Origin of the sequence: Nonomuraea sp. NPDC049750 (assembly GCF_040659625.1) — a bacterium.
Classification (GTDB): Bacteria; Actinomycetota; Actinomycetes; order Streptosporangiales; family Streptosporangiaceae; genus Nonomuraea.
The window spans coordinates 23626-36111 of record NZ_JBFANB010000036.1 but is presented as its reverse complement, the minus strand read 5'-3'; the positions used below and the strand labels follow the sequence as shown (position 1 = coordinate 36111).

The window sequence follows — 12486 nt, the reverse complement described above, 5'->3', positions numbered from 1 at the left end:
AGCCTCACTCGGCGGTTCCATGCACGGCGGCGCGCAGGGCGGGCACCGCGAGCGGCGCCAGGGACGCGGCCACGGCGACCGACTCCTCGTCGTAGCTGCCCTCGGCGTCCAGGATGTTCAGCACCCCGAGCACCTCGTCGCCGTCCATCACGGGCACGTTGACGATGGCCCCGCAGCCCAGGCTCTCGATCAGCTCGTGGTCGGCGAACACCTCCCGCACGGCGGCCCGGTCCGGGCCGAAGTACGGCTCCCCCGCCTCGATGCACCGGGCCAGCCAGCCCCGGGCCACCTCGCCGGTCTTTTCCCTGACGGTCTTCTCCCCGCCCACGGGATAGCGCTCGGGGTCGCTGCTGTGGACGCGCCGCAGCGCCTGCCGTTCGGGGATCCAGGCCAGGACCGTGAACAGCCGCACCCCCACTGACTCCCGGACTTTGTCCTCCACATCCCTCAGGTCGGTCATTTCGCCATCTCCCCCGCTGTGTCGGCGGGATCGCCCCGCTCGGTCAGGTCTTCGAGTGACCGTCCGGCCGTGGACAGGCCGAAGACGATCACGCAGATCACCCCGGCCACCAGCACGGCCGTGGTGAGGCCGAACACGCCGGCGAAGCCCAGGCTCGCGGCCGACAGGCCGATGATCGTGGGCGCGAGAATGCTGCCGACGCGGCCGAACGCGCTGGACAAGCCGGTGCCGGTGGCCCGGATCCAGGTCGGGAACACCTCGGGCGTGTAGGAGTAGACGCCCGCGTACGTCCCGTTGAGGAAGAAGGACAGCACCGCGCCCGCGATCGTGATGGCGACCGGCGAGTCCATCTGGGACAGCCAGAACGCGCTGATCGCCGAGCCCGCGAGGTAGAGCGCGATGGTGTTCTTGCGGTCCAGCCGCTCCGAGAGCCAGGCGGCGGAGAAGTAGCCGGGGATCTGCGCCAGATAGATGATGATCGAGAATTCGAAGCTCTTGGTCACCGTGATGCCGCGCCCCACGAGCAGGGTCGGGATCCAGGAGAAGAACCCGTAGTAGGAGAAGGTGATCACGAACCAGATCAGCCAGATGACGGCGGTCCGCTTGGCCATGGCCGGGCTCCACAGGAACCGCAGCGCGCTGATCAGGTTCACCTTCGGCGTCACGGTCGCGACCTGGGCGGTGGTGGCGGGCACGGGCGGGAGAACCTGCCCGGTGGCTCGCTCGACGCGACGTTCGAGGTCGACGACCACCGCCTCGGCCTCCGCGTGGCGGCCCTGCTGGAGCAGGAAGCGCGGCGATTCGGGCAGCGAGCGCCGCCACCACAGCAGCATCACGATCGGCACCGCGGTGATCAGCTGCGCGACGCGCCAGCCGTCGTCCATCGTGGGGACCACGAAGCGGCCGATCAGCGCGGCCATGACGAAGCCGAAGGAGAAGAACCCGGCCAGCGCGCCGATGAACCAGCCGCGCCGCTTGGCCGGGACGAACTCCGACAGGAACGGCGCGATGATCGCGCTCTCGGCGCCGGCTCCCGCCCCGGCGAGGATCCTGGAGCCCAGGAATGCCTCGTAGTTGGGGGCGAACGCGGCGACCACGGAGAAGACCGCGTAGAACGCCAGCGCGTACATCATGACCTTCTTGCGGCCGATGCGGTCGCCGAGCAGGCCCGCGATGGCCGCTCCGAACAGGAACCCGAACGGGCTCGCGGACCCGATCAGCCCGAGCTGGCCGTCGTCGAGCCCCCATTCCGCGCGGGCGCTGGGCAGCAGGAAGGCGACCACGGCGGAGTCCATGCCGTCGAAGGTGTAGCCGAGTCCGCCTATGAGCAGAAGGAGATAGTGCGGACGGCTCAGTGGGAGCCGGTCCAGACGGGCCAACAAGGTCATGCCAACGCACCTTCCCAAGGTCACAGCCCTGTAGAACGATTGCCTGGCAACGTATAGTGCAAATAGCGGCAATTGCAATGTTCTTTGCGCATTGTCCATGTTGCGAACGCGTAGCATGGCTCCTCACCCCACGGGAGAGGATCAGTTGGCAGAGCACGTCACGGACAGCTTTCAGGACTGGCTGCGCGACCGGGTGCCCGAGCGCGGGCTGCGCCCCAAGGCGGCCGCGCTGCTGGAGGTGCTCCTCTCGCAGCCGCGCCGGGCCTCCTTCGGCGCGGCCGTCGAGCTGGCCCAGCTCGCGGGCGTGAACGTGGCGACCGTGACCCGCACCGCGCAGGCGCTCGGCTTCGCCGGATGGCCCGCGCTCCAGCAGGAGTTGCGTGCCCGCTACCTGTCCTCGCTCAGCGCGCCCCAGGTCGCGGCCGAGCACAGCGGCGCCGGCTCGCCCAGCTCCCGCTCACTCCGGCGCGACCTGGACAGCCTCGCGCTGCTCAACAGGCGCCTGGACGAAGGCGTGCTGCGTACCATCGCCGAGGCCGTCGCCGCCGCGGGCCGCACGGTGATCGTCGCGGACGGCAGCTACGCGGCGGTCGGCATGGCGCTCGCGCACAACGCCCGGCTGGCCGGCTACCCGGTCGCGGCTGTGACGAGCGGGGACGCCGAGCTGGCCAACTCCGTCGCTGCTATCGGCCCGGGTGACGTGCTGATCGCCATCAGCTTCTGGCGGCTGTACGAGAGCACCGTGCTGGCCGCCAACGAGGCGCGCGCCCGTGGCGTCCGCGTCTTCGCCTTGACGGACGCGGCCAGCCCCGCCCTGGCCAACGCCGCCGAGGAGGTGGTGATGGTCCCGGCCGAGGGGGTGGCGTTCTTCCCGTCGCTGACCGCGGGTATGGCCGTCGCGCAGGCGCTGGTCACGCAGCTGGCCACCGTGGACCCGGCCCGGACGGCCGCCTCGATCGAGACGGCCGAGGGCATGTGGTCGAAGTTCGGCCTCCTGCACCGACGCCCTGCACCACCCGCCCCCGTCGACCAGCACAACGACGAACCCGGCGACCAGCCTGGCGCGGGCCCGTAGCGGGCCCGGCCCGTACTAAGAGGCCGCCACCGACTTGCGCGGCAGCAGGATGAAGGCGCCCAGGTAGAGGACGGCGGCCACGATGAGCAGGCCCTTGTAGCCGATCACCAGCGCCAGGTATTCCAGGCAGCCGCCCACCATGGCCCCCAGGAGGTTCGCGCCGAAGGACGTCGTGGCGTCCGCCGAGTCGGAGAAGCGCTTGGCGAAGACCACGTTCGCCGCGAAGATCGGCAGGAACGCCACCGTCACCGCCGCCACCGCCCGCAGGGGCAGTGGCAGCGACAGCAGCCACGTGTTCGGCACCAGCCAGGCCAGTAGCAGGCCGCCGAACAGCACCCCGTACATGACCGGCAGTGGCGGTGTGCGGAAGCGGCGGGTGATCTCCACGGCGGCCAGCACGGCGACGAGCACCCCGGCGAACACGATCGCGTTGACCACCCACGTCGTGCCGAACAGCAGCGCGAAGCCCGTCACGCTCTTGGTCTCCAGCAGCAGGAACGCCACTCCGAGCAGGAACAGGTCGGCGTAGGGGCGCATCCGCCGGTAGGGCCCGGCGACGACGCGGACGGCGATCAGGCTGACCGCGAGGATCAGGCCGAGCGTGATGAGGTAGAGGGACGGGATGTCGCCGTCCTTCAGGTAGAGGAACGGCCGGTCGTCACCGGTGGGCGGCGGGGTGCCCGCGGCGGCGCCCGCCCACTCCCCCGCGCACCGCTGCGCCGACGCCGTCGCGCCCGCCGTGATCACGGCCTGCTGGCCCGCCGTGCTGACCACGTCGACGCACGGCTTGTGGCCGAAGGCGTTCTGCACGGTCGAGGCGAGCCGGTCGACGAGCCAGCTCTCGCGGTAGTAGTTGTACATCGAGAAGGTCCCGGTGGGCTTGAGGTGCGCCCGGGCGGCCTGCATGGCCTCCTCGGTGAACAGGTAGCTCTCCAGCCGCAGCGAGCTGGCCCCCGACACGAGCGTGAGCGAGTCGGGCAGGGCGAACAGGATCAGGTCGTACTTGTCGCCGGTCCGCTCCAGGAAGGCGCGGCCGTCGGTGACGTGGGTGGTCACCCGGGGATCGTCGTAGGGCTTGTCGGGGTGCAGGGAACCGCCGAGTTCGCGAAGCTTGGGGTCGATCTCGACGGCGTCGACGTGGGTGGCGCCCTTGGCCAGGGCGATCGCCACGTCCGTGCCGCTGCCCGCGCCGACGATGAGCACGTTCTTGGGCGGGGTGCTCGCCCGCTCGTACGGCAGGCCGTACTGGCGCTCCCACTGCAGCCGGGCGGCGGCGGGCACCGCCTGCTGGTGCGGGATGCCGTTCACGGAGATGTCGGTGACGGGCACGCCGAGCTGCTGGAACTGCTTGTAGGTGACCTTGTAGTACGGCGACCAGAACGCCCCGGCCGTCAGCGTCTCGGCCAGCAGCAGCCCCACGACCGCCAGCGACGGCACGGTGACGAGCCCCAGGTAGATGATCCGCGGCCGGGGCACCAGCAGCACGCCGTAGGCGGCGGCCGCGATCAGTCCCCAGAACACCGGCGGCGCGCTCAGGAACGACAACGCGGTGAAGACCGCGATCCCCGACAGGCTGCCGATCAGGTCGTAGCGGTAGGCCTCCAGGCGGGGCAGCTCGGGAAAGCAGCGCCCGACCAGCTCGGCCGGGCCCATCAGCACGAGCGCCGCCGCGCAGAAGATCACCGGCAGGATCAGCCACGCGGGCGGCCCCGTGGTCTGCAGGCTGGTCCAGTAGAGGACGCCCTCGGTGTTGCGGTCGACGGTCACCGGAAAGGTCAGCACGACGAAGACCAGGCCGAACAGGATGACCGGCGAATAGTACGGCTGCCGCCGCGCCCGCCCAACGCGCAGGAACCCCAGCCCGATGCCGAGGAACGACCCGAGAAGCACGAAATTGGTGAAATAGCTGAGATGCACGATGTTCGATCCGGTCCACCGGATCAGCGCCAGCTCCAGGAAGAGCATGAACGCACTGGCGAGAATGAGCCTCGGCCGCACCGCCAGCCAGTGATCGCCGTCCTCGCCCGCAACCGTCTTTTGTGCCTGGAGCGTCATGCCGCCTCACGCTAGTGAACGGACCGAGAACAAGGAAGCCTGACAGCGGGAATGAATATCGTCCCCTTGGCGGCTTTTACGGCATTTCAGCAGGTCAAAGCCCATGAGATGTGCTGGACACGCCCGAACAGATGAAGGAATCTTGGGAGGTTCATTTCCCTCCGAACATTCCGGTGGTGCCCATGCGCGTTCTGATCCAGCTGCGCCCCTCCCTCGATCTGGTCGCGGCGGTCGCCGATCCCGGCCAGACCGCCACCACGGCCGATGTCGCGGACGGTCTGCCCGGAGTCGAGCTCGACAACGCCTTCACGCCCGTGCCCCTCCCCCGGCCCGTCCCGCCGCCCGGCGGCGACCCGCTGTCACTCAACCAGCCGCTGGACTTCTCCCTGGCGGCCGAGGACGCCTCGGTGCTGGTTCGCGGCACGATCTCCGACGACGAACTCCTGACCCGCGTGACCCTCCTGCCCACCCTCCGGCCCGACGTCGTGGGCGTCTACGCCGATCCGGTCGTCGAGTCCTCGCTCACCTGCGGCGGCGACGCGCCGTTCGGCGACTGGCACGACGTCGAACGACTGCTCAACGTCCCCGGACTGCACGCCGAGGGGCTGGACGGCTCCGGGGTGACCCTGGCCGTGCTCGACACCGGCATCAACGCCGCCCACGTCGCCAGGCAGCTCGGCCGGGGCGTCACGCTCGACGCCCAGCGGAGCTGGAACCCCACGGGCGTCGACGGCCGGGCGGGCGAGTTCGAGGTCGCTCATGGCACGATGTGCGCCTTCGACACGCTCATCGGCGCGCCGCAGGCGTCGCTGATCGACATCCCGGTGCTTCGCTCCACCCGTCCGGGCGGCTCGGCGCTCGACGGGCTGCTGTCGGACGCCGTGGCCGCGTTCGCGCACCTGCGCATGGTGCTCGAGGCGCAGCCCGAGGCGTCGAGGGCGCTGGTGATCAGCAACTCGTGGGGGTCATTCTCCCCTGAGTGGGATTTCCCCGTCGGCCATCCGGGCAACTACTCCGACAACGCGGCGCATCCGTTCAACCTGATGATCTCCAGCCTCGACAGCGCGGGCGCCGACGTGCTGTTCGCGGCCGGCAACTGCGGGCGCGAGTGCCGCGACGGCCGGTGCGCCTACCCGAACCGGCCGATCACCGGCGCGAACTCCCATCCCAGGGCCCTGTCGATCGGCGGCGTCGACGTGAGCGGCACCCGGGTCGGCTACTCCTCGCAGGGGCCGGGGCGGCTGACCGCCCGCAAGCCCGACATCTGCGCTTACACCCATTTCTCTGGGTCCAAGGCGTTCGGCGATGCCGAGCCCGATTCGGGTACCTCGGCCGCGACTCCGGTCGCCGCCGGGCTGGTCGCGGCGATCCGTACGCGCTGGCCCGCCTCGCGGCTGCGGCCCGCGCAGTTGCGCGCGCTGCTCCGCCGTACGGGCGAGGACCGCAGCGAGGTGGGCTTCGACTACGACTACGGCTACGGGATCGTCGACACCGCCGGGATCATCGCCGCGCTCCAGCGCCGGGCCAGAAGCATGTCCTGACGGGTGCCGTGATGGCGGCGACCGCGCCCGCCGCCAGCTCAGGCTCGGCTCAGGCGTTCTCCTGGTTGAACACCCGCGTCCCGATCGTGACGCTGACCAGGGCGAAGACCACGGTCACCGCCACCCCGACGCCGACCGTGCCGGTGGCGTAATGTCCGGCGAACAGCTCACGCAGCGCCTCCAGGACATACCGGAACGGGCTGATGTGCGAGAGCGCGTCCAGCCAGCCGGGCGCCATCGACATGGGCAGGAACGCGCCCGACAGCAGGACCAGCGGCAGCACCGCGGTGCTCATCACCGGCGCGAAGAGCTGGTCATTGAGCGTCAGCGCGACCGCGTACGACAGCGCCGCCAGGCTGAGCCCGAGCACGACCACCAGCACGAGCCCGGCCACCACTCCCGCGGCCGGGGCGCGCAGGCCGAAGGCGTAGCCGACCGCGACCAGCAGCACGGCCTGGATGATGAGCGTGACCGCGTTGTTGAGCACCCGGCCGAGCAGCAGGGCCAGGCGGCTGGCCGGGGTGACGCGCATGCGCTCCAGCACGCCCGAACGTTTCTCGAAGACCACGCCGAACCCGGCCATGCCGGTGCTCATCAGGCCGAGCTGGATGATCAGGCCCGGCACCAGCGTCTCCCAGGTGCCGATCGTGGCGAAGATGGGCCCGAACAGCACGAGGAAGACCAGCGGTTGGATGACGCCGAAGACGATGGCGATCTTCTGCCGCAGCGTGGCGCGCAGGTTGTGACGGAACAGCAGATAGGTCTCGCGCAGCATCAGACGCCCGCCTCCTCGCGCAGGGACCTGCCGGTGATGTCCAGGAACACGTCGTCGAGCGTGCGCCCGCCGGTCTTGAGCTCGGCCGGCGCGCCCTCGGCCACGATGCGGCCGTGGTCGATGATCAGCAGCCGGTCGCACAGGGCGTCGGCCTCGTCGAGGTAGTGCGTGGTCAGGAAGACCGTCACGCCCTGCTCGGCGCGCAGCGCCCGGATGTGCTCCCACAGGTTGGCCCGGCTCTGCGGGTCGAGCCCGGTCGTCGGCTCGTCCAGGAACAGCAGCACGGGCCGGTGCAGCAGGCCGAACGCTATGTCGAAGCGGCGCCGCTGGCCGCCGGACAGGGCGCCGCCGGGTCTGGACTCCAGGCCGGTCAGGTCGAGCCGGGCCAGCACCTCGCGCACCCGGGGCCCGGCTTCGTCGCGGGACAGGCCGTACAGCATGGCCTGGAGTTCGAGCTCCTCCCCGAGCGGGGCGGCCGGGTTGACCCCTCCGCCCTGCGACACGTAACCGATGCGGCGGCGCACCTCGCGGGCGTCGCCCAGCAGGTCGTGGCCCGCCACCGTGGCGGTGCCCGACGTGGGCTGGAGCAGCGTGGTCAGCATGCGCATGGTCGTGGTCTTTCCGGCGCCGTTGGGCCCGAGGAAGCCGACGATCTCGCCTGGCTCCACCGATATGTCCACACCCTTGACGGCTTCGACGCCGCCTTTGAAGGTCTTGCGCAGACCTACGGTCTTGATCATTTTCATCGCCTCCAAAAATAGAGTAGCCACAAGTTTGGTATGACTGCAATATTGGTAGCATGGAGGCATGGATGAGGGGCTGCGCGAGCGGAAGAAGCGGGAGACCAGGCAGCGCATCGCCGACATGGCGATGGGGCTGTTCATGGTCCACGGGTTCGACAACGTCACCGTCGCGCAGGTGGCGAAGGCCGCCGACGTGTCGGTCAACACGGTGTTCAACTACTTCGGCACGAAGGAGGACCTGTTCGCCGACCGGCAGAGCGAGGTGGTGGACCTGTCGAGCAAGGTGGTCCGCGAGCGGCGGCCCGGCGAGAGCGTCGTGGCGGCCTTCCGGCGCGACTTCCTCGACGCGCTCGACACCGGCGACTGGCGCTACGGGATGAGCGAGGGCTCGGAGGTGTTCGGCCGGCTGGTCAGCGAGAGCGCGGCGCTGGTCGCCAGGATGCGCGAGGTGGAGCACCTCGCGGCCGTCAACCTGTCGGCCACCATCGCCGAGGAGACCGGGGCCGGGCCCGATGACCTCACCCCGCAGCTCGTAGCCGACCAGATCCTGGCCGTGACGCGGCTGCTGTCCCGGCACGCGACACGGCGCAAGGCGGCAGGCGAGGACTGGCCCGAGATCCGGGCGGACGTGCGCGCGCAGGCCGTGAAGGCGTTCGACCTGCTGGAGACGGGGATCGGCGGCTACGGCCGCCGATCGCTAGTCGTCGAGGCCGCCGAGGATGGCGGCGCCACCGAAGACCACCAACATGATCGCGTAGAGGCCGAACACCGCTAGCATCAGGCAGGTGCTGACGATGCCGCAGACGCGGCCGGCCGACACCATGCCCCGGTTCTCATAGATGTAGCCGCTCTGGTCGATCTCCCGGAGCGCCTTGGTGCCCATCGACCAGGCGAAGGGGCCGATGAACGTACAGACGACCAGGCTCAGGATGCCCAGGACCAGGATCGTGGTGCCGTTCGGGTGCGTCTGAGGCGGTGGCCCGTAGTAGGAGGGGCCATAGTTGGGATAGGACATCTGCACTCGCCCCCGTTGTCGATTAGGCGGTTTTTTATACCACAGGCGCTCTGCCGTCCGCAGTTGACCAAACGCTTGCTACACTCGCCGCATGCTCCGGGTTCTGAGGCTCTTCCTCCATCGGCTGGCGGCGGCCAAGTGGTTCATGAAGGCCGGTCCCAAGTTCATGCCGCAGCTCGACCGGACCGTGCACCGGCTGACCCGGGGGCGGCTGCTCAGCAACAATCCGGTCATCCCGACGCTGATCCTGGTCACCACGGGGGCCAAGTCCGGCCTGCCGCGCAGCTCGCCGCTCGCCTGCCTGCCCGAACCCGAGGGCACCCTCCTCGTGGTGGGCAGCAACTTCGGCCAGGACCACCACCCGGCGTGGAGCGGCAACCTGCTGAAGACACCCACGGCCACGGCCAGCTTCCGAGGGAAGGACTTCCCCGTCACCGCCACGCTGCTGACCGGCGCCGACCGCGAGGCGGCGTGGCCGTGGCTGATCGAGCGGTGGCCGCTGTTCGACCGCTACACCGAGGTGTCCGGGCGGGAGCTGCGGGTCTTCCGCCTGACACCGACATAGTGATCTCCTGCGTCATCATGGTGGGGCAACTTATCCGTCTTTAGGAGCCCCTTCCCGTGCGTGAACGCACCCGAGCCTTCGTCGAGCACCAGCGATTCCAGCGGTTCATCGTCGGCGTCATCCTGCTCAACGCGGCCACCCTTGGCCTCGAAACCGTGCCCGCCGTGGTCGAGAGCTACGGTCACCTGCTGACCGTGGTCGATCACGCGGCGCTCTACATCTTCGTGGCCGAACTGCTCGCCAAGATCTATGTCGAGCGCTCGCGCTTCCCGCGCGATCCGTGGAACATCTTCGACACCGTGATCGTGGCGATCGCCCTGGCCCCCTTCACGAGCGGCCTGTCGGTGCTGCGGTCCCTGCGTATCCTGCGGGCGCTGCGCCTGCTGTCGGTGGTGCCCAGCCTGCGCCGGGTCGTCTCGGCCCTGCTGCGCGCGATGCCCGGCATGAGCTCGATCGTGCTGCTGCTCTCCCTGGTCCTGTACGTGGCCGCCGTCATGGCCACCAAGTTGTACGGCGACACGGCGCCGAACCGCTTCGGCAGCCTGCCCACCTCGCTGTTCACCCTCTACCAGACGATGACGGGCGACGACTGGGGCAACATCGCCAGAGAGGTGATGAACACCCACCCCACCGCCTGGATCTTCTTCACGATCTTCATCCTGGTGTGCACGTTCGTCGTGCTCAACCTGTTCATGGCCGTCGTGGTGAGCGCCATGGAGGAGGAGTCGGCCGCCGAGCGCGCGGAGCAGGAGGTCGACACCGCGGCCTCGCTCCAGCTGGTCCTGGCCGAGCTGACGGCACTGCGCAAAGAGGTCACCGAGCTGCGCGAAGAGCAGAACGTGCTACTCGACCGGGCGGAGGCCGCAGTGGCCGCTCAGCCGGGCGGGAGCGGGAACGGGAATGGGAGCGGAAACGGAAGCCGGAACGGGAACGGGAGCCGGATAGGGAACGGGGGCCGGAACGGGAACGGGGGCCGCTCGGTCAAGCGGGGGCGGCGGTAGGCGCGGCGGGCTTGTAGACCACCCGCCAGAGGGCGACCACCAGCAGCAGCGCCACCACGCTCCACGCCGGCACCAGCCCCGCGATCGCGGCGACCAGCAGCGGCACCACGATCGAGGGCACGGCCCAGCCCCAGATCCACCGGCGCCCGGCGCGGCTGGCGACACCGAGCACGGTGGAGGCGGCGAAGTAGACGGCCAGGCCGCCACACAGCACCCAAGAGATCCCGCCGTGCAGATGCTCGGCGGGCGCGGACGCCACCACCCCGAGCCCCGCCGCGGTCGCGGTGATGCCCGCCGTCATGGCGTAGTGCGCGGGCAGCGCGATGTACGGCTTGAGCCCCCGCTCGTGGATCTCGGGCACGGCGCTCAGGCCGTACTGGAGGGTGAGCCACCACAGCGACACGACCAGCCCGAACCCGGCCACGGCGGCCAGGCCGAGCGGCCAGTCCCAGTTGAGCCCGGAGGAGGCGATCACGACCTGCATGACCGCCTCGCCCAGCACGATGATGACGAACAGCCCGAGCCGCTCGCCCAGGTGCGCGGGGTCGAGTACGGCGACCTTCGGCGCCTCCAGGTAGCGCGCCTCAAGGATCTTCCCGCCCCTGGCCGCCCGGCGCAGCTCGCGCGCCCTGAGCCGGTCGGCCTGTGCCGTCATCTCCTTGACCAACCGCTCCGGCCGGCGGCTCTGCAGGATGGAGAAGGTCACGTCCAGCGCGATGCCGAGGCCCCACAGGTAGTAGCGCCACTCGCCCTCCACCCCGAGCGAGGCGAACCACGGTGTGAGGCCCGCGCCGAGCTGGGCCGCGGGCCAGGCGGTCATCACCGTGCTGGCCGCCTGGAGCGAGCGGGAGGCGCTGACCCGGCAGGTGATGTAGGCGGCGATGAACCACTTGTCGTGCGTGCCCACACCGGGGATGGCGTGGGCGACGTCGGGGGCCGCCGCCGCCATGACCGCGATGCCGAACATGCCGATCAGCATGCTGCGCAGGTGCGTCTTCTCGGCGCGGACGTTGGAGTAGAGCGTCAGGGACGTCCAGATGCTCCACACCGCGTAGTAGAGGATGACGAACAGCGCCACATCGCCCCAGGTCGGGTGCTGCAGGCGGTGCGCCAGCTGGGCGACCGCCACCACCACGACGAGGTCGAAGAACAATTCCAGCCAGCTGGCATGCCGCTCACCCACGCCGCTCGCGGCTTCCGCGACTTCCGCGCCACTCGCGGCACCTACATCACTCACGGCTAACGAGAATAGAACTCCACGACCAGTTGCTCGTCCACCGGTACGCTGATCTGCTCGCGCTCGGGCCTGCTGACCAGCGTGAACCGCAGGTCGGAATGATCGACGGACAGGTAGGCCGCGATCCGCTCATCGGCGTACACACCCTCGGCGGCGGCCACGAACGGCTGCATCCGGCGTGAGCGCTCCCGCACGGTGATGACCTGGCCGGGCTTGACCAGGTAGCTGGGGATGTCCACCTTGCGGCCGTCGACGGCGATGTGGCCGTGGTTGACGTACTGCCTGGCCGCGTAGATCGACGGGGCCAGGCCGGCCCGCAGCACCAGCGAGGCCAGGCGGGTCTCCAGCAGCGTGACCAGCTCGGCGCCCGAGGCGCTCGGCTTGCGCACGGCGAGGTCCCAGTAGCGGCGCAGCTGCCGCTCCGACACGTCGTAGTACCAGCGCAGCTTCTGCTTCTCCAGCAGCCGCAGCCCGTAGTCGCCGGAGTTGCGGCGGTTGGTCTTGCGGCCGTGCTCGCCCGGCGGGTAGGGGCGCTGCTCGAAGTAGCGGACGGCCTTCTTGGTCAGCGGGACGCCCGCGCGACGTGACAGTCGCACCTTCGGACCGGTGTAGCGCACGTTCACCTCATGTG

13 protein-coding genes are annotated in these 12486 nt (G+C 69.9%); 5 read left to right on the top strand and 8 right to left on the bottom strand.

The features are described from left to right. Nucleotides 1–4: 4 nt before the first annotated feature. Nucleotides 5–460: a GAF domain-containing protein gene (locus AB0J16_RS50345; RefSeq protein WP_358553576.1), complete on the bottom strand. Its 456-nt coding sequence runs from the start codon at nt 458–460 to the stop codon at nt 5–7. Then, entirely contained in the window at nt 457–1848 is a 1392-nt protein-coding gene (locus tag AB0J16_RS50340) for an MFS transporter (protein ID WP_358553574.1), read from the bottom strand. The genes AB0J16_RS50345 and AB0J16_RS50340 overlap by 4 nt, the downstream gene beginning before the upstream one ends. 145 nt (nt 1849–1993) lie before the next feature. Here AB0J16_RS50340 and AB0J16_RS50335 point away from each other — a divergent pair, with 145 nt between their 5' ends. Then, nucleotides 1994–2923: a MurR/RpiR family transcriptional regulator gene (locus AB0J16_RS50335; RefSeq protein ID WP_358553572.1), complete on the top strand. Its 930-nt coding sequence runs from the start codon at nt 1994–1996 to the stop codon at nt 2921–2923. 15 nt (nt 2924–2938) lie between these two features. On the opposite strand, the gene AB0J16_RS50330 is transcribed toward AB0J16_RS50335, so the two are convergent. Then, nucleotides 2939–4978: a spermidine synthase gene (locus AB0J16_RS50330; RefSeq protein ID WP_358553570.1), complete on the bottom strand. Its 2040-nt coding sequence runs from the start codon at nt 4976–4978 to the stop codon at nt 2939–2941. 182 nt (nt 4979–5160) lie between these two features. Between AB0J16_RS50330 and AB0J16_RS50325 the strand changes: the two genes are divergently transcribed. Beyond that, a complete protein-coding gene (locus tag AB0J16_RS50325; protein ID WP_358553568.1) occupies nt 5161–6519 on the top strand; it encodes a S8 family serine peptidase in 1359 nt (452 codons plus the stop codon). Nucleotides 6520–6568: 49 nt separating this feature from the next. Here AB0J16_RS50325 and AB0J16_RS50320 read toward each other — a convergent pair whose 3' ends face one another. Both AB0J16_RS50320 and AB0J16_RS50315 read right to left on the bottom strand, forming a co-directional pair. Further along, nucleotides 6569–7294, bottom strand: coding sequence for an ABC transporter permease (locus AB0J16_RS50320; RefSeq protein WP_358553566.1), 726 nt, complete (start codon nt 7292–7294; stop codon nt 6569–6571). Then, the gene (locus AB0J16_RS50315) at nt 7294–8034 is read right to left on the bottom strand and encodes an ATP-binding cassette domain-containing protein (protein ID WP_358553564.1); all 741 of its coding nucleotides are present in this window, start codon (nt 8032–8034) and stop codon (nt 7294–7296) included. The genes AB0J16_RS50320 and AB0J16_RS50315 overlap by 1 nt, the downstream gene beginning before the upstream one ends. Nucleotides 8035–8101: 67 nt before the next feature. Between AB0J16_RS50315 and AB0J16_RS50310 the strand changes: the two genes are divergently transcribed. Continuing rightward, a complete protein-coding gene (locus AB0J16_RS50310) occupies nt 8102–8812 on the top strand; it encodes a TetR/AcrR family transcriptional regulator (RefSeq protein WP_358553562.1) in 711 nt (236 codons plus the stop codon). On the opposite strand, the gene AB0J16_RS50305 is transcribed toward AB0J16_RS50310, so the two are convergent. Continuing rightward, nucleotides 8735–9052: a DUF4190 domain-containing protein gene (locus tag AB0J16_RS50305; RefSeq protein WP_358553560.1), complete on the bottom strand. Its 318-nt coding sequence runs from the start codon at nt 9050–9052 to the stop codon at nt 8735–8737. The genes AB0J16_RS50310 and AB0J16_RS50305 overlap by 78 nt on opposite strands. Nucleotides 9053–9143: 91 nt before the next feature. Between AB0J16_RS50305 and AB0J16_RS50300 the strand changes: the two genes are divergently transcribed. Both AB0J16_RS50300 and AB0J16_RS50295 read left to right on the top strand, forming a co-directional pair. Further along, nucleotides 9144–9617, top strand: coding sequence for a nitroreductase family deazaflavin-dependent oxidoreductase (locus AB0J16_RS50300; protein ID WP_358553558.1), 474 nt, complete (start codon nt 9144–9146; stop codon nt 9615–9617). A 56-nt stretch (nt 9618–9673) separates the two neighbouring features. Then, entirely contained in the window at nt 9674–10618 is a 945-nt protein-coding gene (locus AB0J16_RS50295; protein WP_358553556.1) for an ion transporter, read from the top strand. On the opposite strand, the gene AB0J16_RS50290 is transcribed toward AB0J16_RS50295, so the two are convergent. Both AB0J16_RS50290 and rpsD read right to left on the bottom strand, forming a co-directional pair. Next, nucleotides 10599–11855 (bottom strand): low temperature requirement protein A, encoded by a 1257-nt coding sequence (locus AB0J16_RS50290; protein ID WP_358553554.1) that lies wholly within the window; start codon nt 11853–11855, stop codon nt 10599–10601. The two genes, AB0J16_RS50295 and AB0J16_RS50290, sit on opposite strands and share 20 nt — an antisense overlap. 2 nt (nt 11856–11857) lie before the next feature. Further along, nucleotides 11858–12472 carry a 30S ribosomal protein S4 gene (gene rpsD, locus AB0J16_RS50285; RefSeq protein ID WP_358184842.1) on the bottom strand — a complete coding sequence of 205 codons (615 nt, stop codon included), beginning with the start codon at nt 12470–12472 and terminating at the stop codon, nt 11858–11860. Nucleotides 12473–12486 lie beyond the last annotated feature (14 nt).